At 68.6% G+C, this 23379-nt stretch carries 21 protein-coding genes, 1 pseudogene and 1 riboswitch; of the genes and pseudogenes, 17 read left to right on the forward strand and 5 right to left on the reverse strand.

All coding sequences use genetic code 11. The features are described from left to right. The first annotated feature begins 12 nt into the window (after window positions 1–12). The 7 genes and pseudogenes from dnaK to L0U85_RS13475 all read left to right on the forward strand — a co-directional run bounded on the left by dnaK (window position 13) and on the right by L0U85_RS13475 (window position 8315). Window positions 13–1857 carry a molecular chaperone DnaK gene (gene dnaK, locus L0U85_RS13445; RefSeq protein WP_241378273.1) on the forward strand — a complete coding sequence of 615 codons (1845 nt, stop codon included), beginning with the start codon at window positions 13–15 and terminating at the stop codon, window positions 1855–1857. Continuing rightward, window positions 1854–2432, forward strand: a pseudogene (gene grpE / locus L0U85_RS13450) (nucleotide exchange factor GrpE); the annotation flags it as partial. The gene dnaK and the pseudogene grpE, both read left to right, overlap by 4 nt. A gap of 269 nt (window positions 2433–2701) precedes the next feature. Beyond that, on the forward strand, window positions 2702–3832 hold the full coding sequence (gene dnaJ / locus L0U85_RS13455; RefSeq protein ID WP_241378275.1) for a molecular chaperone DnaJ: 1131 nt from the start codon (window positions 2702–2704) through the stop codon (window positions 3830–3832). Window positions 3833–3906: 74 nt separating this feature from the next. Beyond that, window positions 3907–4413: a helix-turn-helix transcriptional regulator gene (locus L0U85_RS13460; RefSeq protein WP_241378276.1), complete on the forward strand. Its 507-nt coding sequence runs from the start codon at window positions 3907–3909 to the stop codon at window positions 4411–4413. A gap of 133 nt (window positions 4414–4546) precedes the next feature. Further along, window positions 4547–5902 (forward strand): hemolysin family protein, encoded by a 1356-nt coding sequence (locus L0U85_RS13465; protein ID WP_241378277.1) that lies wholly within the window; start codon window positions 4547–4549, stop codon window positions 5900–5902. Further along, complete coding sequence (locus L0U85_RS13470) at window positions 5899–6915, forward strand: hemolysin family protein (RefSeq protein WP_241378278.1); 1017 nt, start codon at window positions 5899–5901, stop codon at window positions 6913–6915. The genes L0U85_RS13465 and L0U85_RS13470 overlap by 4 nt, the downstream gene beginning before the upstream one ends. Before the next feature lie 152 nt (window positions 6916–7067). Beyond that, window positions 7068–8315, forward strand: coding sequence for a hypothetical protein (locus L0U85_RS13475; RefSeq protein WP_241378279.1), 1248 nt, complete (start codon window positions 7068–7070; stop codon window positions 8313–8315). A gap of 6 nt (window positions 8316–8321) precedes the next feature. On the opposite strand, the gene L0U85_RS13480 is transcribed toward L0U85_RS13475, so the two are convergent. Then, window positions 8322–9770 (reverse strand): hypothetical protein, encoded by a 1449-nt coding sequence (locus tag L0U85_RS13480; RefSeq protein ID WP_241378280.1) that lies wholly within the window; start codon window positions 9768–9770, stop codon window positions 8322–8324. 473 nt (window positions 9771–10243) lie between these two features. After that, window positions 10244–11182: an NlpC/P60 family protein gene (locus L0U85_RS13485; protein WP_241378281.1), complete on the reverse strand. Its 939-nt coding sequence runs from the start codon at window positions 11180–11182 to the stop codon at window positions 10244–10246. A gap of 8 nt (window positions 11183–11190) precedes the next feature. Beyond that, a riboswitch (cyclic di-AMP (ydaO/yuaA leader) is annotated at window positions 11191–11371 on the reverse strand. A gap of 191 nt (window positions 11372–11562) precedes the next feature. On the opposite strand from L0U85_RS13485, the gene L0U85_RS13490 reads away from it, so the two are divergent. The 3 genes from L0U85_RS13490 to L0U85_RS13500 all read left to right on the forward strand — a co-directional run bounded on the left by L0U85_RS13490 (window position 11563) and on the right by L0U85_RS13500 (window position 12457). Then, window positions 11563–11934 (forward strand): metal-sensitive transcriptional regulator, encoded by a 372-nt coding sequence (locus L0U85_RS13490; protein ID WP_241378282.1) that lies wholly within the window; start codon window positions 11563–11565, stop codon window positions 11932–11934. Between the two features lie 26 nt (window positions 11935–11960). Continuing rightward, window positions 11961–12173: a cation transporter gene (locus tag L0U85_RS13495; protein ID WP_241378283.1), complete on the forward strand. Its 213-nt coding sequence runs from the start codon at window positions 11961–11963 to the stop codon at window positions 12171–12173. 92 nt (window positions 12174–12265) lie between these two features. Next, window positions 12266–12457 (forward strand): hypothetical protein, encoded by a 192-nt coding sequence (locus tag L0U85_RS13500; RefSeq protein WP_241378284.1) that lies wholly within the window; start codon window positions 12266–12268, stop codon window positions 12455–12457. Between the two features lie 109 nt (window positions 12458–12566). On the opposite strand, the gene L0U85_RS13505 is transcribed toward L0U85_RS13500, so the two are convergent. Beyond that, window positions 12567–13307, reverse strand: coding sequence for a class I SAM-dependent methyltransferase (locus L0U85_RS13505; protein ID WP_241378285.1), 741 nt, complete (start codon window positions 13305–13307; stop codon window positions 12567–12569). Window positions 13308–13538: 231 nt separating this feature from the next. Here L0U85_RS13505 and L0U85_RS13510 point away from each other — a divergent pair, with 231 nt between their 5' ends. From L0U85_RS13510 to L0U85_RS13525, 4 genes are all read left to right on the forward strand, one after another. Next, window positions 13539–14534, forward strand: a complete 996-nt coding sequence (locus L0U85_RS13510; protein ID WP_241378286.1) for a LacI family DNA-binding transcriptional regulator — start codon at window positions 13539–13541, stop codon at window positions 14532–14534. A 13-nt stretch (window positions 14535–14547) separates the two neighbouring features. Continuing rightward, window positions 14548–16101, forward strand: a complete 1554-nt coding sequence (locus L0U85_RS13515; protein ID WP_241378287.1) for a glycoside hydrolase family 13 protein — start codon at window positions 14548–14550, stop codon at window positions 16099–16101. A gap of 223 nt (window positions 16102–16324) precedes the next feature. Next, window positions 16325–16591, forward strand: a complete 267-nt coding sequence (locus tag L0U85_RS13520; protein WP_241378288.1) for a hypothetical protein — start codon at window positions 16325–16327, stop codon at window positions 16589–16591. After that, entirely contained in the window at window positions 16588–17007 is a 420-nt protein-coding gene (locus L0U85_RS13525; RefSeq protein ID WP_241378289.1) for a type II toxin-antitoxin system VapC family toxin, read from the forward strand. The genes L0U85_RS13520 and L0U85_RS13525 overlap by 4 nt, the downstream gene beginning before the upstream one ends. A 62-nt stretch (window positions 17008–17069) precedes the next feature. Here L0U85_RS13525 and fbaA read toward each other — a convergent pair whose 3' ends face one another. After that, window positions 17070–18092: a class II fructose-bisphosphate aldolase gene (gene fbaA, locus L0U85_RS13530; RefSeq protein ID WP_241378290.1), complete on the reverse strand. Its 1023-nt coding sequence runs from the start codon at window positions 18090–18092 to the stop codon at window positions 17070–17072. A 189-nt stretch (window positions 18093–18281) separates the two neighbouring features. Here fbaA and L0U85_RS13535 point away from each other — a divergent pair, with 189 nt between their 5' ends. After that, a complete protein-coding gene (locus L0U85_RS13535) occupies window positions 18282–18494 on the forward strand; it encodes a hypothetical protein (RefSeq protein WP_241378291.1) in 213 nt (70 codons plus the stop codon). 21 nt (window positions 18495–18515) lie between these two features. Here the strand turns inward: L0U85_RS13535 and L0U85_RS13540 are convergent, their stop codons facing one another. After that, on the reverse strand, window positions 18516–20597 hold the full coding sequence (locus tag L0U85_RS13540) for a S9 family peptidase (protein WP_241378292.1): 2082 nt from the start codon (window positions 20595–20597) through the stop codon (window positions 18516–18518). A gap of 150 nt (window positions 20598–20747) precedes the next feature. Here L0U85_RS13540 and L0U85_RS13545 point away from each other — a divergent pair, with 150 nt between their 5' ends. Further along, window positions 20748–21524 (forward strand): ABC transporter ATP-binding protein, encoded by a 777-nt coding sequence (locus L0U85_RS13545; RefSeq protein ID WP_241378293.1) that lies wholly within the window; start codon window positions 20748–20750, stop codon window positions 21522–21524. Further along, complete coding sequence (locus L0U85_RS13550) at window positions 21521–23377, forward strand: YhgE/Pip domain-containing protein (RefSeq protein WP_241378294.1); 1857 nt, start codon at window positions 21521–21523, stop codon at window positions 23375–23377. The genes L0U85_RS13545 and L0U85_RS13550 overlap by 4 nt, the downstream gene beginning before the upstream one ends. The last annotated feature ends 2 nt before the right edge of the window (window positions 23378–23379 follow it).

Here is a 23379-nt window from a genome sequence, read left to right on the forward strand (position 1 = left end):
CGGGAGATCAACATGGCACGTGCGGTCGGCATCGACCTCGGCACCACGAACTCCGTGGTCAGCGTCCTCGAAGGCGGCGAGGCCACGGTCATCACCAATGCCGAGGGAGCCAGGACCACCCCGTCCATCGTCGCCTTCGCCAAGAACGGCGAAGTCCTGGTCGGAGAGGTCGCCAAGCGCCAGGCAGTCACCAACCCCGACCGGACGATCCGCTCGGTCAAACGCCACATGGGCACCGACTGGTCGGTCGACATCGACGGCAAGTCGTACACCGCGCAGGAGATCAGCGCGCGCATCCTCATGAAGCTCAAGCGCGACGCCGAGGCCTACCTGGGCGAGAACGTCACCGACGCGGTCGTCACCGTCCCGGCCTACTTCTCCGACGCCCAGCGCACCGCCACCAAGGAAGCGGGCGAGATCGCCGGGCTCAACGTCCTGCGCATCATCAACGAGCCCACCTCCGCCGCGCTCGCCTACGGCCTCGACAAGGGCGAGGAGGAGCAGACCATCCTCGTCTTCGACCTCGGCGGCGGCACCTTCGACGTCTCGCTGCTGGAGATCGCCGACGGCGTCATCCAGGTCAAGGCCACCAGCGGCGACAACCATCTCGGCGGCGACGACTGGGACGACCGAATCATCCAGCACCTGGTCAAGACCTTCAACGGCCAGTACGGCGTGGACCTGTCCAAGGACAAGATGGCCATGCAGCGCCTCAAGGAGGCCGCCGAGAAGGCCAAGATCGAGCTCTCCAGCGCCACGCAGACCTCGATCAACCTGCCGTACATCACCGCCGGCCCCGACGGCCCGCTGCACCTGGACGTCAACCTCACCCGCGCCGAGTTCGAGCAGATGACCTCCGACCTCCTCGACCGCTGCAAGAAGCCGTTCGAGCAGGCCGTCAAGGACGCCGGGATCAACGTCGCCGAGATCGACCACGTCATTCTCGTGGGCGGCTCGACCCGCATGCCCGCCGTCTGGGAGCTGGTCAAGCGCCTCATCGGCCGCGACGCGCACAAGGGCGTCAACCCCGACGAGGTCGTCGCCATCGGCGCGACCCTCCAGGCCGGCGTCCTCAAGGGCGAGGTCAAGGACGTGCTGCTCCTCGACGTCACCCCGCTGAGCCTCGGCATCGAGACCAAGGGCGGGATCTTCACCAAGCTCATCGAGCGCAACACCACGATCCCGACCAAGCGCTCGGAGGTGTTCACCACCGCCGACGACAACCAGCCGTCCGTGCTCATCCAGGTCTTCCAGGGCGAGAGGGAGATCGCGGCCTACAACAAGAAGCTCGGCACCTTCGAACTCACCGGCCTGCCCCCCGCGCCGCGCGGCATGCCGCAGATCGAGGTCACCTTCGACATCGACGCCAACGGCATCGTGAACGTCTCGGCCAAGGACACCGCAACCGGCAAAGCCCAGTCGATGACGATCACCGGCGGCTCCAGCCTGGGCAAGGACGACATCGACCGGATGATGGCCGAGGCCCAGGAGCACGCCGAGGAGGACCGGCTCCGCAAGGAGGAGGCCGAGGCCCGCAACACCGGCGAGGGGCTCGTCTACCAGACCGAGAAGCTGCTCGCCGAGTCGGGAGACAAGATCCCCGAGGAGACCAAGGGCAAGATCAACGACGCCACCGCCACGCTGAAGTCCTCGCTGGCCGGGTCGGACATCGAGGCCATCAAGAAGGCCACCGATGAGCTCTCCAAGGTCAGCCAGGAGGCCGGCGCCGCGATGTACGCCGCCGCGCAGGCCGAGCAGCAGGCCGCGGGGGGTGCGGCGCCCGGCGCCGAGGCCGCGGGCGGAGCCGATGACGTTGTTGACGCCGAAATCGTCGACGACGAACAGGACAAGAAGTGAGCGACGAGGACAAGCGCAAAGCCGATGAGTCGGGGGAAGCCGAGGAGGCGGCCCCGGACGCCGGCGGCGACGACGCCGCCGAGACCGAAGACGAGCTGACGGTCGACGACATCCTCGCCGAGGCCCCTGACGACGGTCAGGCCGCCGAGGACACCGTCGCAGTCCTCCAGTCGACGCTGGAGGAACGCACCCGCGACCTCCAGCGGCTCAACGCGGAGTTCCAGAACTACCGCAAGCGCGTCGAGCGCGACAAGTCGCGGGTCGGGGAGATGGCGACGGCGGCAGTGCTGTCCAGTCTCCTGCCGATCCTCGACGACCTCGACCGGGCGCGGGACCACGGCGACCTCAACGGGCCGTTCGGCTCGGTCGCCGAGCAATTGGCGGGCGCGCTCGCCAAGCAGGGCCTGGAGTCGTTCGGCGAGAAGGGCGACCCCTTCGACCCGACGATCCACGAGGCGGTCGCCCACATGCAGATGGGCGATGTGGACGGCCCGACGTGCATCGACGTGATGCGCCACGGCTACCGCCTGGGCGAGCGGCTGCTTCGCCCGGCGCTCGTGGCCGTCGCCGAGCCGCTCGACGAGGAACCCGAGGCTCCCGTGGAGCCGGAGACCGCCGAGACCGATGAGGCCGGAACCTCCGAGGAACCGCTGGTCGAACCCGAGCCGGAAGGGTCCGTCGAGCCCGTCGAGGACGAGCCCGAGCAGGCCGCCGAGGGCCCTGACGAGGCCGAAGCCGAGGGCGGGAGCGACGGATCCTCATCCGCAAAGGACACTGGAAAGGGCGAGCAGGACTCTTGAGTCCGCTCGCGGCGGTATTCGATCAGGATTGAAGGAGGCGTCCGGTGGCATCGCAGGAATGGCTTGAGAAGGACTTCTACGCCGAGCTCGGCGTGCCGCAGGACGCCTCCAAGAAGGACATCGAGCGCGCCTACCGCAAACTCGCGCGCGAACTCCACCCCGACCACAATCCCGATCCCGACGCAGAGGACCGCTTCAAGGGCGTCTCCGAGGCCTACTCGGTCCTCCACGACGACAAGCTGCGCGCCGAGTACGACCAGATCCAACTGATGAAGTCCGGTCGCGGCGGCTTCGGCCACATGGGCGGCGGCGGATCCAACATCAACCTCGACGACCTGTTCGGCGCCGGCGCGAGCACCGGCGCCGGCGGCTTCACCGACTTGTTCGGCGACCTCTTCGGCCGCGCCTCGGGCACCGCCCGGCGGCGCGGCGCCCAGCGCGGCAACGACCTGCGCACCCACGTCACCCTCGACTTCGCCGACGCCGTCAAGGGCACCACCACCGAGCTGCGCATGCGGGCCCCCGGCGAATGCGAGACCTGCCACGGCTCCGGCGCCAAGCCCGGCACCAGCCCGTCGCGCTGCCTGCGCTGCAACGGCAGCGGACTGGTAACCGAGAACCAGGGCGCGTTCAGCTTCGCGCAGCCGTGTCCCGACTGCGACGGCACCGGCTCGCTCGTCTCCGATCCGTGCCCCGACTGCGGCGGCACCGGGGCCACCACCAAGGACCGCGTCATCACCGTCCGCGTCCCCGCCGGCATCGCCGACGGCCAGTCCATCCGCCTCGCCGGGCGCGGCGCCCCCGGCGAGCAGGGCGGACCCCCCGGCGACCTGCTCGTCCGCGTCACCGTGCGCAGCCACCCGCTGTTCGCCCGCGACGGCGACAGCCTCACCCTGCGCCTCCCGGTGTCCTTCCCCGAGGCCGCCGCCGGCACGAAGGTCAAGGTGCCCACCCTCGACGGGCCGGTCACCCTGAAGATCCCCGCCGGGACCCCCACCGGGCGCGTCCTGCGCGTCGCAGGCCGCGGCGTCCCCGGCAAGGGAGACCTGCTCGTCACCGTCGACGTCGAAGTCCCCTCCTCGCTGAGCCCCGAGGCCCGAGAAGCCCTGGAGAAGTACGCCGCCATGGCACCGGGCGCCGACCGGTCCAAGCTGGAACAGCTGACGGGCCAATGATGTCGCGGCTACGAGCGTTGACACCGGCCCGAGCGGGCCTCATGCCCCAGTTTCCAACGCGATTGGAGTGAACCGTGACCGCCTCCGAGAACGCCGGGAGCGGCGACCGCCACAGGACCGGCCGGACCGATATGACCCGACCGCAGGTGCGGACCGTCGTCGAGGTCACCTACCGGCATCACGGTCCCGCTGAAGACGAAGTCGACTTCGACGCGAAGATCCTCGCGATCTCGGCCGCCGCCCAGATGGCCGGAATGCACCCCCAGACACTGCGCCAGTACGACCGGCTCGGCCTCGTCGAGCCCGCCCGCACGCCCGGCGGCGGCCGTCGCTACTCCGCGCGCGACGTCGCCCAGTTGCGCGAGATCCAACGACTCAGCCAGGACGAGGGCGTCAACCTCGCCGGCATCAAACGCATCATGGACCTCGAACGCGAGGTCGCCGTCGCACGCGCCGAGCTCGGCGCCGTCATGGACGAGCTGCGCAGAGCCCGCTACCAGCTCGCCGAGCTGCGCGCCATGGCCGGTCCCTTCCAGCGCCGCAGCACCGACATCGTGCTGTGGCAGGGCAAGCGACAATGACACTTCAATCTCCGGCCGAAAGCGGCTAGGATTTTCCAATGCCACGAGAAAGACGTAAACGAAGACGGCCCAAGAGCTCGCCCTCCGCCGATATCGGGCCCCATTCTCTGGGGCTCCCCGGGGAGCGTGAGCGGTGCTCATAGCACTCGGTCTCGCCATCACCCTGGCCGTCACGGCCGCCACCGGCTTCTGCGTGGCCCTCGAATTCGCCTACACCGCCGTCGACCGCTCCCGGCTCGAAGACATCGTCGCCGCATCGTCCGGACGGCGTGCCCAACGCGCCCGCCGCGCTCTGCACATCTGCTCGCGGCTCTCGTTCGCCCTCTCGGGCGCCCAACTCGGCATCACCGTCACCGCACTGTTCGTCGGCTTCTTCGCCGAGCCGTACCTCGGCCAAGGCCTCGCCGACCTGCTCGGCGTCGCCGGCGTCCCCGCCGGATTGTCCATCACGATCGGCGTCGGCTTCGCATTCCTGATCGTCAACGTCGTCCAGATGATCATCGGCGAGCTCGGACCCAAGAACCTCGCGATCGCCCGCACCGAGGCGCTCGCCCTCGCGCTGGCCACTCCCACGCACGTCTACATGACAGTGGCCGGGCCGCTCATCCGCTTCTTCGACACCGCGTCGATCAAGCTGCTGAAACTCCTCGGCATCCACGCCGTCGAAGAGCTCGACCACAACGCGACCCCCGAGGACCTGCACCGCATCATCGACGTCTCCCGCGACGAAGGCGCGCTCGACCGCGGCCTGTCCGAACTGCTCGACCGCGGCCTGGACTTCTCCGAGATCGTCGCCGAGCAGGCCATGACCCCGCGCGTCAACGTCCACACCCTCCCGGCCGACGCCACCGTCGCCGACGCCGTCGAGGCGCTCGCCGGCGGCCACTCGCGCTTCCCGGTCGTCGGCGACGACGTCGACGACCTGCGCGGAGTGGTCGGCATCGGGCAGCTCATCGGGGTGCCCCGCGAGGAGCGCGAACGCGTCCCGGTCAGCGACATCGCCGACCGCGCCCTGCTCGTGCCGGCCTCCCTGCCGCTGCCGACCCTGCTGGAGCAGATGCGCATCGAGCACCGGCAGCTCGCGTGCGTCGTCGACGAGTTCGGCGGCTTCGCCGGCATCGTCACGCTTGAGGACATCGCCGAGGAGCTCGTCGGGGAGATCCGCGACGAGCAGGACCGCTTCGAGGCCGTCCCGGTCTCGCTCACCGGCGGCGCCTGGCTCATCCCCGGGCGCTGGCGCATCGACGAGGTCGCCGACGCCACCGGCATCGACCTGCCCGAAGGCGAGCACTACGAGACCATCTCGGGCCTGGTCATGGCCGAGCTTGGGCGCATCGCGCACCCCGGCGACGCCGTGGAGGTGGCCGCCGCCGACACCGACGGAACGCCCCGGCAGGTGCGGATGGTCGTCGTCTCCTGCACCCGCCATGTGCCACAGGCGATCGAGCTGCAGCCGCAAGAGGTCCCCGCCGCGGAGGAGGTCCGATGAGCACCGGTCCCGCACTGCTGATCTCCGTGATCCTCCTGGGCGCCAACGCGTTCTTCGTGGCCGCTGAGTTCGCGCTCGTCGCCTCGAGGCAGCACCGGCTCGAACAGGACGGCTCCCGCGCGGCCCGCGCCGCGCTCAGGGGCACCAAGAACCTGTCGCTCATGCTCGCCGGAGCGCAGCTGGGCATCACGGCCTGCACCGTCGGCCTCGGCGCGCTCGCCGAGCCGGCGCTGGCGCACACCATCGAGGTGCCGCTCGAGGCGGTCGGCCTCGGAGCGGCCTCACACCCGATCGCGTTCACGATCGCGCTGCTCATCGTCGTGTTCCTGCACATGGTGGTCGGCGAGATGATGCCGAAGTCGTGGGCGATCAGCCATCCCGAGTCCTCGGCGATGGCGATGATCTGGCCGTTCACCGGGTTCGTGGTGCTGACGAAGCCGATCCTGCTCGGGCTCAACCACGGCGCCAACGTGATCTTGCGGATGTTCAAGGTCGAGCCGGCGGACGAGAAGGCGCAGGCGCATTCGCCCGAGGAGCTGCGGTACCTGCTGCGGTCTTCGGCCGAGGCCGGGCTGCTGCGCGAACCGGAGCACCGGATCCTCGCGCACGCCATCGAGGTGCAGCGCCGCCCGGTCGGCGAGGTCGCCGTCCCCTGGTCCGAAGTGGTCACGATCGAAGCCGAAGCGAACGCCGTCGACGCAGAGGACCGCTCGCGCCGGACCGGGCGCTCGCGCTTGGTCGTCGTCGACACCGAGTCGCGGCCGGTCGGCCTGATGCATGTGCGCGAGGCCGTCCAGTCCGCGCCGGACCGGGCGGTCACCGAGCTGTCCGCAGCGCCGCTCCTGGTCGCCGCCGACACGACCGTGTCGGGCGCGGTGGCGCTCATGCGGCGCCAGCGCGCCCAGCTCGCGCTCGTGACCGGCCCGACCCGCCAGGTCACCGGGCTGATCGCCATGGAAGACCTCCTGGAGGAGATCATGGGCGACTTCGAGGATGAGACCGACACGGCTTAACGATCCGAACACAGCTGCCACCTGGCCTTTCTATTGCTGGACGGAATCGGGGCGACACGCCTGACGGGCGTGTTCGTCGCCGATTTCGGCCATAGGAGGCGTGATCATGATTCATCAACCGTTTCCTGTGATCACGTCAACTCTGGAAGACCATGTCGAAATTCTTCGAGGAATCCGGGCCCGAATTCGCCGTCTGCATGCGCGGTTACGACCGCCACCAGGTCGACGAGTTCGCCACCCGGCTGTACCGGAACATCAAGACGAGCGAGAAACAGTTCGCCGATGCCCAAACCGTCCTGGAAGCCGCCGAGGGCCGACTGCGCAGAGCCGAGGAACGCATCGCCGCCTTGGAGCGGAACGTCAGCGACCGAGCCTCGCAGATAGCCGAGCAGGAGCAGCCGACCCTCGCCGGGCTCGGCACCCGCGTCGAGAGGATCCTGCGCGCCGCCGAGAAGGACGCCGCCGTCCAGCGTGAAGACGCCAAGCGCCAGACCGCGGTCATGGTCACCGAGGCCCGCAGCGACGCCGAGTCGATGGTGCGCTCGGCCCACGTCGAGGCCGCCGCGACCACCGCCGCCACCGAGCAGGACATCGTGGAGATCCGCGCCCGCGCCGTCAACGAGACGACCGAGCTGCGGGAGAACTCGCTCCGCACCCATGATCTGGCATGCACCGACGCGAAGCGCGAGGCCCAGACGGTCCAAGGGCAGGCCCGGGCCGAGGCCGAGAAGCGGCGTTCCGCTGCCGACCGGGAGATCGCGGTCCTGCGCGCCACCGCCGAGCGGGAGGTCACCGAGGTCAAGGCCATCGCCTCGCGTGAGGCCGACGAGCAGCGCACGGCGGCCCAGCGGCTTATAGCCGAGGCGGTCGAGCACCGCAAGAAGCGCACTCAGGATCTCACCCTGGCCGAGGCGGACAGCCGAGAGCGGGCTCAGAAGGAGGAGGTCGACCGGCACCAGCAGGCCATTGCGATGGCCCAGCGCATCGTCGCGGAGGCCGAGGAGCGGCTCGCGCTCGCCGAGGAGCGGTGCCGCACTGCCGAGAACCGGGCGATCGAGCGGTGCGAGGAGGCCGACCGGCAGGCGAAGGACACGCTGCAGCGGTCGAGCGAACGGGCCCGGGTGATCAAGTCCGAGGCGGAGGCCGAGGTGGCGCGGCTGCGCCGCAGCGCGATCGAGCAGGCCGCTGAGCGCGTCCAGCCGCTCGCCGAGGAGGTCGAGACGCTGCAGCGCCAGCGCGACAGCGTCGGTTCGAACCTGGGGGATCTGCGCCGCCAGCTCGGCATGGTCTCCGGCGACGAGGATGTGAAGTCCTCGTTCGAGGTCGGTCCGATTCCGATCAACCGGCAGCGCGGGCCCTCCGACATGGACTCGACGCAGCAGCTGCCGATCGTGCATTAGCCTCAGTTACCAGGCCCATCGGCGTCTGGCCCGGTGCCGGGCGCGGGTCCGTTTCCGCGTATGGACGCTGCTGAACACCGCTGAGCAGGGGTTCCCCTGGATCTGCGTGGCGGGCAAGACGCCCACCGGATGGATCGTGGTCGACATGTACGCCACGATCATCACCTGCATCTCCCGCAAAGAAGGCGTGGCCGGGACGTTCAAGGGCACCTGGGGACACCACTCGCTCGCCGCCTGGTGCGCAGACGTGGCCGCCCACCAGGTACGCGAGACCGCCTGGCGTCCACTGCAACGACACCGCGGCCCGGGCCGACGCTCAAGCCACACACGACACAGACGAATCGAGGCTAAGCGTCCCTTGCGGTCTGGTTGGGCGGCAGGCGTGTGCGGGCCGATCGGAAACCAATTGCCGTCAGCCCAGCTGCCGATGCGGAGGCCGAGGATTGTCGAGAAGAGCAACACCGCCAGCATATAGAGACAGGCATTGGTCGAGTTGACACTGAGCACCTGCTCGGGCCCGTAGGGAAGGTCCGGGGTGACCCTGAAGTAGCAGAGCTCGTACACGACGGCACCGACCAAGCCAACGACCAGAGTCGTCAGCTTCCATACGGCGTCGCGAGGTCCGATCCTCCCAAACCAGGGACTGTACGGAGGCGTGCGCAGGTATCGCGCCTTCGACCTTGCCGTCCGGTCTTGACAGACCAACATCGTGAAGAGGACGACGAATACATATGCGGCCAGGCCGTTCAAGGGGTGAATCGGGAATCTGCGCGCCGTCTCGAGGGAGGTCGCGTCATCCCCGATGACGTATCCCTTCTCCAAGTCCGAAGGGTCGTACAGCGCGTAGATGAGGTCGTTCCTATCGTGCACCCGAGGGTCCTTTTCGCCTGAGACTCGGGACTCGATGAAATATGGCCCGTCCTCCGTCGGAATGTTTCCGGAGAACTCGTAGATGTAGCGCCTGGGGCCTTTGTTCTGCTTCTTGGTGACGTGGCCCACTTCCACTATCTCGATTGCCGAGATCGTCGTGTCCCCGGAGACCAGATCCCGCCATTCCGGATCATCGCCGACGGTGCCGACGACGAGCCCGACGACTGCGCAGTTTCCCAGGACGATCATCATGTTCACCCGGAACGCCCTGCGCCGGAATGCCTTACTCGAGAAGTCCAGGCCTCCCTGATATCCATAAGTGACGTTGACGGGTTCGCGATCACGCCGCTGGCTCCATATCCAGGCGAATGAGCAGGCGATCCCGAAAAGGATCAAGGCGACTGCCAGGAACTCGGCAAAGACCCCTTTGAAAAGTACATATCCCGCCACGTGCATGACGGCCACGGCAAGGAAGCTCGTGAACACGAGGAACGGAGCCACCGCGCGCACCAGAGCGGCGAAGCCGGAATCGCGGCCGGGCTTCGTGCGAATTCCCTGCGCCTGTGGGAGGTCTGGTGGGTACATCAGTGTCCTTGGGGGTGAGAGTGAACCGCCTACTCTACTGGTAGATGGCAACGCGATGGCCGCCACTCAAACCACAATGGCCACAGGCGAATCGAGGTTAGAGGAGCGGCCCAGAGGCCGGCGCGGCGCCGATCGGACGATTCGCTCTCCGAGCCGGGCGCTCCTCTCCCGTTTCCAAGTGCGTGCATTCATCTGCGGGCCCGCGAGTCCAGGTCCATGCCTGCGGCGTAGAGCGGATGCGGAGGCTGGCAGGTCGTCTCCGCATCCGCGGTCAATCACCGTGCTCCGAGGATGGCTTGTGCAGCTTTGTCGGGTTCTCTAGGATGAGGTGGTCCCCGGCGGCGGCGCTTGCATATTGCGGATCAGCAGCAGGGTCAGCAACCGGAGCGCCCGCGCCGACGCCGGGGAGTCTATTGCGAATCCTATAGAATATAGGAAATATTCTATAGGATTCGTGGGTTTTCGGTGGTCCTCTACGGCCGTCCGTAGCCCTGGATGTCCATGATGTACAGGCTGGCGATCTTCACCACGTCGCCGGTGCGCGGGGCGTGGATGATCTCATCGTTGCCGATGTAGAGGGCGTTGTGGCCCAAGCCGTCGTAGAAGACGATGTCGCCCGGCTTCAATTCGGACTTGGAGACCCTCGCGGTCTCGTTCCACTGCATCTGGACGTTGTGCGACAGGCTGACGCCCACGCTGCCCCAGGCGCCCTGGACCAGGCCCGAGCAGTCCCACGTGTTGGGGCCGTCGGAGCCGTACTCGTAGGGGTCTCCCAGCTGGTCGTAGGCGAACGCGACCACGCCGGAGTCGCCCGAGTAGTTCGGGTTCGTGGCCGGCGGCGGGTCGGGGGTGACCTGCTCGAGCAGGATCTCCAGCTCGGCGATCTCCGACTCGATCTCCTCCTGCTGCTTCTCCAGATCGGCGAGGATCTCGTCGGAGTCTTCCCGGAGCGCCTCCAGCTCCTCCTTGCGGGTCTGGAGCTCGGCGGCCTGGTCCAGGTGCGCCTGGAGTTCCGAGTTCTCTGCGTCGGAAAGGCTCTGGAGGAACGTGAGCCGGTCGGTGAAGTCGTCGGGGTCGCCGCCGAGGATCGAGTTCACCATCGCGAACTCGCCGCCGGTGTAGGCCGCGGCGGCGATGTCGGCGATCCGATCGGTGGACTCGGCGGCGGCCGCCTCGAGATCGGGCAGCTCCGCCTCGATGTCCTCGATGAGATCCGCGGCGTCCTCGAGTTCCTCGTTCTTGGCGTTGAAGTCCTCGATGACGAGTTCGAGATCGGAGTGACGCTCGTCGATGTCGGCCTTTACCTCCTCGGGGGAGGGCTCGGCCGTGGCCTGGCCGGCGGTCAGCACGGTGGCCGACGCAGGGACGAGCACGGCGGCCGCGAAAGCGGCGACCAGATGCCGGGTACGCACCAGTGATGCGCTCCTTCCTTCTGCCGCCTACCGGGTTAGCTGTCGGATTCGGGCGGGAAGAAGGTTCGCCCTACCCGCCCTGAGGCGAGATTCACCCCGATCGGCTCTGGCGCTGGCGCCGGGCCGATCGCCCTGGTTCCCCGGTTCGCGGGCGCTGGGGGCGCCTCGGCGATTCGGCGGTGTCGCACGGCGACCGCGGGGTGCGGCCGAAGTTTCCGACGCGACGGCTTCACGTTAGAGCCAAGGGGCGGTGATGACAAGGGCGGGTGGAGAATTTCTCTTGGAATGGCACGGAATACTACGGGCCGCTGCGCGGGAATGACGACCAGTTGCCGAGATACCCCCTTGGGGTATAGACTGCCACTACGGAGGTACACACCATGGCAAGCGACGAGACGACCCACGAGGCTGGGCCGACCGATGGGTCGCAGGCTTCGCCGAACGGTCACCACGACGGGCACGGCACCGGCTACTGGTACCACGGCGACAAGACCGCGATCCAACGTCGGCTGCGCCGCATCGAGGGCCAGATCCGGGGTCTCCAGCGGATGGTCGACGACGACGAGTACTGCATCGACATCCTCACCCAGATCTCGGCCTCGACCAAGGGGCTGCAGGCCGTGGCGCTGAATCTCCTCGAAGGCCACATCGCGCACTGCGTAGCCGAAGCGCAAGTCAACGGCGACGCGGCCGAGGCCGAAGGGAAAGTCAAGGAGGCCACTGACGCGGTCGCCAGGCTGCTCAGGACCTGACCCGTACCCATTTCCAAGGAGTGAACATGCAGACCACTTACCTCGTCAAGGGCATGACCTGCGGGCACTGCGCCGGCGCCGTCACCCAGGAGGTCTCGGCCCTCCCCGGCGTCGAGAACGTCGACGTCGCCGTCGACAGCGGCAAGGTCACCGTCACCAGCGCCGACGAGCTCCAGACCGACTCCGTCCGCGAGGCCGTCGACGAGGCCGGGTACGAACTCGTCGGAGTAGCCGGATAGCGAACGCACCGAAGGGGTGTCCGGTCCGCTGGACACCCTTTCGGCGTTTTCGGGTTGCCGAACGTTCACCCCGCTGGCGTAGAGTCGTCGTCATGGCAGTCTCCGATGACGACCGCTCCGTCGAACTGGGCGACGACGACTACGCGGTGCTCCCAGACCAGACCTCCGACGAGTCCGACCTGGGCTGGGGCGAGGCCCCGGCCCCGACCCGGGCGCACGCGAAACGCAGGCTCACCCCGCGTGACATCCAACTGCTCGATGAGCGCCCACCCCACTGGTCCTAGGCCCCGAAGGCGGCGCCCTGGCAATGCACGGCTCGCGGGCTTCGCCGTGGACGAGGCTGGGCCGTGACACGGGTCATGGGCTGACCTCCACGGAGCAACCCACGAGGCCTTAGTCGAAGGGGAGCCGGTACACCGACACGTGGTTTGGGGAGCCGGCGGTGAACTCGCCACCCTGCCAGTCGGCGTGGCGGGATTCGAGCTCGAAGCCGGCGAGCCGGGCCATGAGGTCCAGTTCGGACGGCCAGATGTACCGGTGCGGGCTGCGGCCGAGGCGGGCCCGCCGGGTCTCGTCGAAGGTGAAGTGGTGGGAGACCACGTGCTGGTTGAGGACGTCGTAGGTGTCGAGCAGGATGTAGCCGTCCTCGACGACGCCGACCGTCGCCTTGCGGCCCGGAGGGAGCGCGCGCAATTCGGGCACCCACAGCTCGATCACGAACCGTCCGCCCGGGACGAGGTGCCGGGCCGCGTTCCGGAAGCACTCGACCTGCTGGTCCTGGGTGAGCAGGTTCGCGATGGTGTTGAACACCAGATAGGCCAGGTGGAACCCGCCGGGTGCCCGGGCGGTGGCCATGTCGCCTTCGAGCACCGGGAGCGCTGATTCGTCTACTTTGGTGCGGAGCTGCGCGATCATGTCGGGGGACAGCTCGATCCCGGTCACCGGCACGCCGCGCTCGGCGAGAGGCACGCCCACGCGGCCGGTGCCGATCGCGAATTCGAGGGCGCGGCCGCCTTCGGCGAGCCCGGCGAGCCGGTCGATGGTCGGGCCGAGGACCTCCGGTGCGAACATGCCCTCGCCGGGGGTGTCGTAGCTGCGGGCCGTTTCGGCGTCCCAGATGTCGTTCGATTCCATCGCCCCAGAATTGCGCAGGCCCGCAGCCGTGTCGAGCGGTTTGCGGGGCCCAGCCGTCGTGGCGGGCCCGGCTCGATGCGCTCGCCCGCGGCATCGGCGCCGCCCGCACCCGGACCGTGCGCCGCTCCCGCTGACCAGTCCCTGGTCATCGGTGATTTGCAAGAGGTTCCAGAGGTGGGAAACTCTTGCAATCAGATTGTTGTCGACTTTCAAATCGGCTAAGCTGTCATCATGCGGCTTCGACTCTCCGACGTCGCCGGACAGGCCGGGGTCAGTGAGGCGACGGTGTCTCGGGTGCTCAATGACAAGCCCGGCGTCGGGGCTCAGACCCGGCAAGCCGTCCTCACCGCCCTCGACGTTCTGGGCTACGAACGGCCGCAGGCCCTTCGCAAGCACGCCATCGGGCTCATAGGCCTGGTCGTGCCCGAACTGGAGAACCCCATCTTCCCGGTGTACGCGCAGACGATCTCCAACGTCCTCGCCGGCTCCGGCTACACGCCCGTGCTGTGCGCCCAGACTCCCGGCGGGGTCTCCGAGGACGAGTACGTCGAGATGCTGCGCGAGCGCGGCGTCGCCGGCATCATCTTCGTCTGCGGCCTCAACGCCGACACCACCGCCGGCACCGAGCGGTACCAGGAGCTGAAGGAGAAGCGGCTTCCGGTGACGTTCGTGACCGGGCACCCCGAAGGCGTCGAGGCGGCCTCCTTCTCCTGCGACGACATCGTCGCGGCCCGGATCGCCGTCGAACACCTCGCCGGCCTCGGCCACACCCGTATCGGCCTCGTCTCCGGCTCCGACCGCTACTGGCCCGTCCAGCGCAAGATCCTCGGCTACCGCGCGGCCATGCAGCACGTCGGGCCCGAACTGATCGAACTCACCCTCTTCGGCGAGGAAGGCGGCCACGCGGCCGCCGCCCGCCTCATCGACCGCGGCGCCACCGCCCTCGTCTGCGGTTCCGACATGATGGCCCTCGGGGCCGTCCGCGCCGCCGGGGAGCGCGGCATGCAGGTTCCGCGGGACTTCTCGGTCGTCGGCTACGACGACTCGCCGCTCATCGCCCACACCAACCCACCGCTCACGACCGTGCGGCAGCCGGTGCGCGACATCGCCACCGCCGCCGCCCGGGCGCTGCTCGACGAGATCGCCGGGCAGCTCACGCCGTCGTCGGAATACCTGTTCCGGCCCGAACTCGTCGTACGCGGCTCCACCGGTGCCGCACCCCAGTAGGAGAGGATCACTCATGAGCGACAACTGGTGGCGCGACGCGGTCATCTACCAGGTGTACCCGCGCTCCTTCGCCGACGCGAACGGCGACGGGATGGGCGATCTGGCGGGCATCCGCTCGCGGATCCCCTACCTCGCCGAGCTCGGCGTCGACGCGATCTGGATCTCGCCGTTCTACGCCTCGCCTCAGAAGGACGCGGGCTACGACGTCGCCGACTACCGCGCGATCGACCCGCGCTTCGGCACACTCGAGGACTTCGACGCGATGCTGGAGGCCTCACACGAGGCGGGCATCCGCCTCATCGTCGACCTGGTCCCCAACCACTCGTCCTCGGAGCACGAGTGGTTCAGGGCAGCGCTCGCGGCCGGACCGGGCAGCGCCGAGCGGGCGCGCTACCACTTCCGGGACGTCGACCCGGCCAGGCCACAGACCCCGCCGAACAACTGGCAGTCGATCTTCGGCGGACCGGCGTGGACGAGGACGCCCGACGGCGAGCAGTGGTACCTGCACCTGTTCGACTCCTCGCAGCCCGACCTGAACTGGGACAACCCGGAGGTCCACGCCGAGTTCGCCTCGATCCTGCGCTTCTGGCTCGACCGCGGCGTCGACGGCTTCCGCATCGACGTCGCCCACGGCATGGTCAAGGCCGAAGGGCTGCCGGACTCGGGCGCCGACGGCTCGATCGAGATGATCGGAACGACCCGCGCCCCGTTCTTCGACCAGGACGGCGTCCACGACATCTACCGCACCTGGCGCCCGATCGTCGAGGAGTACGAGGGCGACCGGATCCTCGTCGCCGAGGCCTGGGTCGACTCGGCCGCGCGCCGCGCGCTGTACTTGCGGCCCGGCGAGCTGCACCAGGCGTTCAACTTCGACTTGCTGCTGGCGCCGTTCCAGGCGGCGGACTTCCGCAAGGCCATCGACGCCGAGATCGCCGGAAACGCCGGCGTCGGGGCGCCGTGCACGTGGGTGCTTTCGAACCATGACGTGCAGCGGCACGTCACCCGCTACGGCGACGGTGAGAAGGGTCTGGCGCGGGCGAAGGCGGCGACGCAGCTGCTGTTCTCGCTTCCCGGCGTCGTCTACGTCTACCAGGGCGAGGAGCTCGGCCTGAACGAGGTCTTGGACCTGCCCGAGGAGGTCCGCGAGGACCCGACGTTCTTCCGCACCGGCGGCGAGCAGATCGGCCGCGACGGCTGCCGGGTGCCGATCCCGTGGGAGGCCACGGGCCCGAGCCTGGGCTTCGGCGACGTCGAAGGCTGGCTGCCGCAGCCGGAGGGCTGGGCAGAGAAGTCGGTCGAGGCCGAGGACGGCGCCGAAGGATCGACGCTGGAGTTCTACCGCAAGGCCATCGCGATCCGCAAGCAGCACAAGGCGACCGCCCTGACTTGGCTGGACGATCCGGGGGACGACGCCTTCGCGTTCGACAACGGCTCGATGGTGTGCGTGGTGAACTTCAGCGACGAGCCGGTCTCCGTGGCCGCATATGAGGGCGAGGTCCTCCTGGCGAGCAGCCCGCTGGAGAACCGCGACCTCCCGGGCGGTTCAACGGTCTGGTTCAAGAGGTAATACCCGAGTGATGACGGGGCGGCGGGCTGAAGGCCACCCGCCCCTTGGGACGAGGCCTGAACCCGGCTGCCGTGGAGCAACGCCGGCCGATGCAGCCGAAACAGTGAGCGTTGTCGGCGCCGCCTCATGGGATGCCCGAACCGGATTCCAGCGTGCCCTGCCACGGTTTGAGTGCTAGCATCGATATTCTCAGGGGGTGGTAATGATGGCAGATACCCGAGCGATGTCCATCCGCGGCATCGACCCTGAGCTGTACCGCTGGCTCAAGGTACGCGCTGCCGAGCATGACCGCTCGATGGAGGCTGAGGCGCGCGCGATATTCGCCGAAGCCAAGCACTCCGAGGAGCGGCGCTCCAGAGACGACATGTCGCTCGGCGACCTTTTCCGTACGCTCGTAGCGGATTACGGCGGACTTGACGGCATCGAGCTCCCATCGCGAAACTCGCCGGCGAGGGCCGCCGATTTCTCGGAGTGGGATCTGCCAGAATGATCGTCCTCGACACCAATGTCCTGTCGAACGCGTCCAGACCCAAACCCGAGCCGGCCGTAGTCCGCTGGCTCGACCAGGTTCCGCAACGGGAGAGCTTCACTACTGCGGTGGCCATCGCCGAATTGCGATTCGGTGTCGCGAGGCTTCCGCAGGGACGCAAACGCGCCGCGCTTCACGAGTACCTCGAGCAAGGCGTAGTGGCGGCGTTTGAAGATCGCATTCTGGATTTCGATCTCGCGGCGAGTGCCGAATTCGCCATGATCGTCGCATCGCGAGAAAAGGCAGGCAGACCGATGGATGCGGCAGACGGCATGATCGCCGCGATCTGTCGGCTGCACGGGGCAGTGCTCGCTACTGACAACATGAAGGATTTCGAGGGCACCGGAGTCACCCTGATCAATCCGTTCCGGCCCTGAATCGAACTGAGGGGCCCGGCCGCGTAGCGGCCGGGCCCCTCAGTTCGCCTTGCGGCGGTTGCTTACTTGATCTTGTTGCCGACGCTGCGCAGCTGCTGGCAGGCCTCGACGATGCGCTTCGCCATGCCGGCCTCGGCGAGCTTGCCGTAGGCGCGCGGGTCGTAGGCCTTCTTGTCGCCGACCTCGCCCTCGACCTTGAGCACGCCGTCGTAGTTGCGGAACATGTGGTCGACGACCGGGCGGGTGAACGCGTACTGCGTGTCGGTGTCGATGTTCATCTTGATCACGCCGTGGTCGACCGCGTCGCTGATCTCCTGCTCGGTCGAGCCCGAACCGCCGTGGAAGACCAGGTCGAACGGCTTGTCCTTGCCGAGTTCCTTGCCGATCTCGTCCTGGATCTCCTTGAGGATCTCCGGGCGCAGGCGAACGTTGCCGGGCTTGTAGACGCCGTGGACGTTGCCGAAGGTCAGCGCGGACATGTAGCGGCCCTTCTCACCGGAGCCGAGGGCCTCGACGGTGGCGCGGGCGTCGGCGACGGTGGTGTACAGCTTGTCGTCGATCGCGGCGGAGACGCCGTCCTCCTCGCCGCCGACGACGCCGATCTCGACCTCGAGGACGATCTTGGCCTTGGCGGTGCGCTCCAGCAGCTCCTGGGCGATCTCCAGGTTCTCCTTCAGCGGCACCGCGGAGCCGTCCCACATGTGCGACTGGAACAGCGGGTTCTCGCCGCGGGCGACGCGCTCCTCGCTGATGGCCAGCAGCGGGCGGACGAACTTGTCGAGGTTGTCCTTCGGGCAGTGGTCGGTGTGCAGCGCGATGTTCACCGGGTAGTTCTTGGCGATCTCGTGGGCGGCGGCCGCGAGAGCGGTGGCGCCGGTGACCATGTTCTTGACGGTCGGGCCCGAGAGGTACTGGGCGCCTCCGGTGGAGACCTGGACGATGCCGTCGGACTCGGCCTCGGCGAAGGCGGCCAGGGCGGCGTTCAGCGTCTGGGTCGAGGTGACGTTGATGGCCGGGTAGGCGAAGGAATGCTTCTTCGCCCGGTCGAGCATCTCGTTGTAAACCTCAGGTGTTGCGATAGGCATGCTGCCTGCTCCTTTGAAACGTCGTTGATTGCTCCCCGACCGGGGGCCGTGACTCAGACGCCGCTGTCTGATGACCTCATCGAAGTATTGCGTCAAGATGAAGTATTGCCCACGAGCATGTGAAGGCATCAACCAGGCTACCTGGTGGTTCACTCGTCGCGCGGCGCCTCGGCCTCTACCGTAGTAGCCATGGAGTATCAGCAGGAACGGGCCGACGACTACGACGAGGCATCAGAGTTCGATCTGGCCGATTCGGCAGAGGACGACGACGCTGAACAGGACCCGGAGACCTACGCTCCCGGCGGCGGCGAGGGCGCCGTTCCCGAGGAGGCGAACGACGCCGACGCCGCCGAGCAGGCCATGGAGGTGCCGGTCGAGGATGACGAGCCCTACGAGGGCTGACCGCCGCGCGGGGACCGGTCGCTACTTGTCGGCTGCGCCCAGGCGGTCGAGCACCCAGGCCAGGTTGAACGCCTCTTCCTCCCAGGCGTCGTAGCGGCCCGAGCGGCCGCCGTGGCCGGCCTCCATCTCGGTCTTGAGCATCACGTCCGACTCCGGGCTCCGCTCGCGCAGCCGCGCGACCCACTTGGCGGGTTCGTGGAAGCCGACCCGGGTGTCGTTGAGGCTGGTCACCGCCAGGATCGACGGGTAGCGGACGTCGGTGACGTTCTCATAGGGCGAGTACGACTTCATGTACTCGTACACCTCGGCCGATTCAAGCGGGTTGCCCCACTCCTCCCATTCGATGACGGTGAGCGGCATCGTCGGGTCGAGGATCGTGTTGAGCGCGTCCACGAACGGGACGTCGGCGAGGACCCCGGCGAAGCGCTCGGGCGCGAGGTTGGCCACGGCGCCCATGAGCAGGCCGCCGGCCGAGCCGCCGCGCGCGACGATCCGGTCGGGTGCGGCCCAGCCGGATTCGAGCATGTGGCCCGCGGCGTCGACGAAGTCGGTGAACGTGTTCTTCTTGTGGAGGAGCTTGCCCTCCTCGTACCATCGGCGGCCCATCTCGCCGCCGCCGCGCACGTGCGCGATCGCGAAGACGACGCCCCGGTCGAGCAGGCTGAGGCGCGCGATGGAGAAGTACGGGTCGATGGAGTGCTCGTAGGAGCCGTAGCCGTACAGCAGGCACGGCGCCGTCCCGTCGGGCTCGACATCGGCGCGGGCGACGATCGAGATCGGCACCTTGGTGCCGTCGGCGGCGGTGGCCCACTCCCGGTACTGCCGGTAGTCGGCCGGGTCGAAGCCGCCGAGGACCGGGGTGCGCTTGCGCAGGTGCAGGGCCGCGGCGTCGATGTCGTAGTCGTAAACCGACGCGGGGGTCACCATCGACGTGTAGCCCAGGCGCAGGGCCCGGGAGGCGTAGTCGGGGTTCTCGCCCAGGCCGACGGCGTACAGCGGCTCGTCGAAGGCGACCTCGGTGAGCCGCCCCTGCTCGTCCAGGATGGCCACCTGCGACAGGCCGGCCCGGCGCATGGAGACGACGGCGTGGTCGGCGAACGCGTCGACCGCCTCCAGCCTGACGGCCGGGTCGTGGGGGAGGATCTCGTTGAACTGCGAGGTGTCCTCGACCGGCGTCCATCCGAGTGTGAAGTTCTCGGCGCCCTTGTTGTGCAGCACGAGGAACCGGTCGCCCTGGTGTTCGACCTGCGTTTCGACGCCCTGCTCGCGTCCGCCGCCGAAGAGGGCGAACTCCCCGGTGGGGTCGGCGGCGTCGAGGTAGCGGGTCTCGCTGGTGATCTTCGATCCGCACACGATCATGAGGTACTTCTCGGAGCGGGTCAGCTCGATGCCGGTCCAGAACCGCTCGTCGTCCTCCTGGTAGACGAGGACGTCGTCGCTCTCGCCGAGGACGTGGCGCCACACCTGGTAGGGACGCCAGGCGTCGTCGACCTTGGTGTAGAAGAACGCCGAGCCGTCGGACGACCAGGCGCCGCCGTAGAAGACGCCCTCGATCTCGTCGGCGAAGACCTCGCCGGTGCGCAGGTCCTTGAAGCGCAGCGTGAACCGCTCGTCGCCGGTGTAGTTGACGCCGAACGCGAGGAGGTTCCCGTCGGGGGAGACGTCGCAGGTGCCGAGGGCGAAGAAGTCGTGGCCTTCGGCGAGCTCGTTGCCGTCGACCAGGACCTCCTCGCCGGCCACCGGCACGCCGGGCTCGACGCTCGGCGGGACGTCGCTCTCGGCGGCGAGGCGGCACCGGATGCCGTACTGCTTGCCCTCCTGGGTGCGCCCGTAGTACCACCAGCCCTTGTTGCGGACGGGCACCGACAGGTCGGTCTCCTGGGTGCGGTCTTTGATCTCGCCGAAGATCGTCTTGCGCAGGCCCTCCAGGTGTGCGGTCCGCGCCTCGGTGTGGGCGTTCTCGGCGCGCAGGTAGGCGAGGACCTCGGGGTCCTCGGGGTTCTTGAGCCAGGCGAAGTCGTCGTTGACGGTGTCGCCGTGGTGGGTTCGCGGGTGGTCGCGGCGGGCCGCGACCGGCTGCCGGACAGCTTGCTCATCTGACATGCCTTCAACTGTAGGGCCTTCGCGTTGCACCGCCGGTCACAGCGCGCGCGCCCCGGAGGCGCCACATGTCGCTCACGAGTGATCCCTCGTCGGTTCGAAAACCGGGAAATCCGCCCAGAAGGGGCGAGGCGACCTGTGAGGATGGTCCGCATGAACGAGAGGCCTGACGAGCACGAGCCGCCGATCTACATCCCCGGCGGCTACGACGACGTACCGGCGGTCGACCGCACCGTCTTCCTCGGCCGCGCCGAATCCGCCGCGCCGGCGTTCCTCGTCGCCGACCGCATCTCGGCCGCCGGCCATCAGGGCCCGGTGTTCTCCGAGATCTCCGTCAGCGCCGAACTCGGCCAGGTCGTCGCCGTAACCGGCGACGGCGGCGACGGCCGCACCTCGCTCCTGCTCGCCCTCGCCGGGCGCTTCGCGCTCACCGGCGGCGCCCTCACCGTCGAAGGCCAGACGAGGCTCCGGGAGATCCGCCGCCGCTTCACCGTCGCAGAGGCGCCCCCGGCGATCGGCTTCGACGAGTACCACACCGTCGCCGAATGCATCAAGGAGACGGTGACCGTCTCCGGCCGGACCGCGACGCGCGCGAACATCCACGCCTGGCTCGACCGCCTCGCCGTCACCGTCGACACCGGCGACACTTTCGGATTCCTGCCCCGCATCGAGCAGGTCCGCTTCGCCATCGCCTGCGCCGCCGCCTCCCGCACCCCCGCGATCGTCGTCGACGACGCCGACACCGGCCTCAACTACACCGGGGGCGAACGCGTCTTCGAGACCCTCCGCACCGTCGCCGACGCCGGCCAACTCGTCATCGCCGCCTGCACCAGCCACGACGCACCCGCCGACGCCGTCGTGGAACTCAGAGCCGGGCATACGGCTCGCAGGCTTCGCCGTGGGGGCAACCGAATCGGAGGCCTGATTTGAGCCCGTTCAAACTCGCGCTCGCCGAACTGCGCCGCTTCCGCGGCCGTTCGGTCCGCGTCGCCGCCCTCGCAGCGATGATCCTCATCCCGCTGGTCTACGGCGGCCTCTACCTCTGGTTCGCCTGGGACCCGTATGGCTCACTCGACGAGATGCCCGTCGCCGTCGTCAACGCGGACACCGGCGCGACCATCGAACGGAACGGTGAGAGCACCGACGTCAACGGCGGCGAGCAGCTCGTCGACCAGCTGAAGGGCGACCGGATCTTCGACTGGCGCTTCACCGACGCCGCGGCCGCCCGCCACGGACTCGAAGACGGCGACTACTACATGGTCATCACCGTCCCCGAGGACTTCTCGACCAAGCTCGCCAGCCTCGCCGGCACCGACCCCGACCAGGCCGAGGTCAAGGTCGACCTCAACGACGCCAACGGCCACGTCGCCGGCGTCATGGCCTCCACGGTCGAACGCGAACTGCAGAACCAGATCGACACCGCCGTCTACGTCACCTTCGCCAAGACCCTCTTCGGCGACCTCGCCGAACTCGGCGTCGGCCTGGCCGACGCCGAGACCGGCGCTGTCGACCTCGCCGACGGCATCGGCGACACCCAGACCGGCCTCGTGACACTCCACTCAGGACTATCGGACCTCTCCGACGACGCCCACGACGTCTCGGACGCCGCCGACCAGGTCTCCAGCGGCGTCGACCAGGTCATCGGCGTCGCCCAACCCGTCGTCGACGGCCTCGCCGAGAACTGGGACCAGATCCAGGCCGGCTCCGCGGCCGGATCCAACCTCGTCAACGACGCCGCCACCGGCCTCGACGACGCCTACACCGCCCTGTGCGAAGACGACGAAGGCGAACCCGCCGCCTGCACCGCCCTCAAAGAGCACCTCGACCGCGCCGACGAGGTCAACACCGACGTCCAGACCGCCAACGGCTCAGTCCAGGCCACCTCCACCGACACCCTCGAAAACGCCTCCGAAGACCTCGCGACGCTCCAGACCGGTGCCTCCGACGTCGCCACCGGAGCCCGAGAGGTCGCGACCAGCGCCTCCAGCGCCGAAACCGGCGCGGGCGAACTCGCCGACGGGCTCGGCGAACTCCACGACGGCGCCGCCGGCCTTGGCGAGGGCCTCGCGAGCGCCGTAGCCCGAATCCCCCCGACCGACCCGACCGACAACGCCGACAACGCCGAGGTCTACGGCAGCCCCGTCGCCATCGACGAGAACAACCTCAACCCCGCCGACAACTACGGACGCGGCCTGGCGCCGCTGTCCATCGCGATCGCCCTGTGGGTCTTCGGCATCGTCGCCTACCTCCTGCTGCGCCCCGCCAACCCGCGCGCCCTCGCCGGGCCACTGAGCTCCCCGCTCATCGCGATCGGCGGATGGATGCCCGGCGCGATCCTCGGCGTCGCCGGCGCGCTCGTCCTCTACCTCGTCCTCGACGTCGCCCTCGGGCTCGACCCGGAGCACGTGACGGCGACGATCGCGCTGTGCGTCCTGGCGATCCTGGCGTTCTCGGCGATGGCGCACCTGTTCAAGCTCGCCGCCGGAGCGGCCGGGAGCCTCCTGATCGTCGTGCTGCTCATGCTCCAACTGACCAGCGCAGGCGGCCTGTACCCGGTGGAGACCACGCCCGCGTTCTTCCAGGCGATCCACCCGTGGCTGCCGATGACCTACGTGGTCGACGCCCTCCGCGTGACGATCACCGGCGGCGAGACCGCGCACCTGACGCGGGCGGTCGCCGTGCTCGGCGCCTACCTGCTCGCGTCACTGGCGCTGGCGAGCACGGTGGTCGCGACGCGCCGCAAGTGGAGGACCGACACCCTGAACCCGCCGCTGAAGCTCTGAGC

This window comes from Glycomyces sp. L485, assembly GCF_022548875.1.
Lineage (GTDB): Bacteria > Actinomycetota > Actinomycetes > Mycobacteriales > Micromonosporaceae > Glycomyces.

Bases quoted from the DNA above. Each gene is read 5' to 3' on its own strand.
- L0U85_RS13520 (WP_241378288.1), top strand. From the start codon at position 16,325: ATGTCCATCCGCGGCATCGACCCTGAGCTGTACCGCTGGCTCAAGGTA.
- L0U85_RS13495 (WP_241378283.1), top strand. From the start codon at position 11,961: ATGCAGACCACTTACCTCGTCAAGGGCATGACCTGCGGGCACTGCGCC.
- L0U85_RS13510 (WP_241378286.1), top strand. From the start codon at position 13,539: ATGCGGCTTCGACTCTCCGACGTCGCCGGACAGGCCGGGGTCAGTGAG.
- L0U85_RS13525 (WP_241378289.1), top strand. From the start codon at position 16,588: ATGATCGTCCTCGACACCAATGTCCTGTCGAACGCGTCCAGACCCAAA.
- fbaA (WP_241378290.1), bottom strand. From the start codon at position 18,092: ATGCCTATCGCAACACCTGAGGTTTACAACGAGATGCTCGACCGGGCG.
- L0U85_RS13470 (WP_241378278.1), top strand. From the start codon at position 5,899: ATGAGCACCGGTCCCGCACTGCTGATCTCCGTGATCCTCCTGGGCGCC.
- L0U85_RS13535 (WP_241378291.1), top strand. From the start codon at position 18,282: ATGGAGTATCAGCAGGAACGGGCCGACGACTACGACGAGGCATCAGAG.
- L0U85_RS13505 (WP_241378285.1), bottom strand. From the start codon at position 13,307: ATGGAATCGAACGACATCTGGGACGCCGAAACGGCCCGCAGCTACGAC.
- L0U85_RS13540 (WP_241378292.1), bottom strand. From the start codon at position 20,597: ATGTCAGATGAGCAAGCTGTCCGGCAGCCGGTCGCGGCCCGCCGCGAC.
- L0U85_RS13475 (WP_241378279.1), top strand. From the start codon at position 7,068: ATGTCGAAATTCTTCGAGGAATCCGGGCCCGAATTCGCCGTCTGCATG.
- L0U85_RS13545 (WP_241378293.1), top strand. From the start codon at position 20,748: ATGAACGAGAGGCCTGACGAGCACGAGCCGCCGATCTACATCCCCGGC.
- dnaK (WP_241378273.1), top strand. From the start codon at position 13: ATGGCACGTGCGGTCGGCATCGACCTCGGCACCACGAACTCCGTGGTC.
- L0U85_RS13515 (WP_241378287.1), top strand. From the start codon at position 14,548: ATGAGCGACAACTGGTGGCGCGACGCGGTCATCTACCAGGTGTACCCG.
- L0U85_RS13500 (WP_241378284.1), top strand. From the start codon at position 12,266: ATGGCAGTCTCCGATGACGACCGCTCCGTCGAACTGGGCGACGACGAC.
- L0U85_RS13490 (WP_241378282.1), top strand. From the start codon at position 11,563: ATGGCAAGCGACGAGACGACCCACGAGGCTGGGCCGACCGATGGGTCG.
- L0U85_RS13480 (WP_241378280.1), bottom strand. From the start codon at position 9,770: ATGTACCCACCAGACCTCCCACAGGCGCAGGGAATTCGCACGAAGCCC.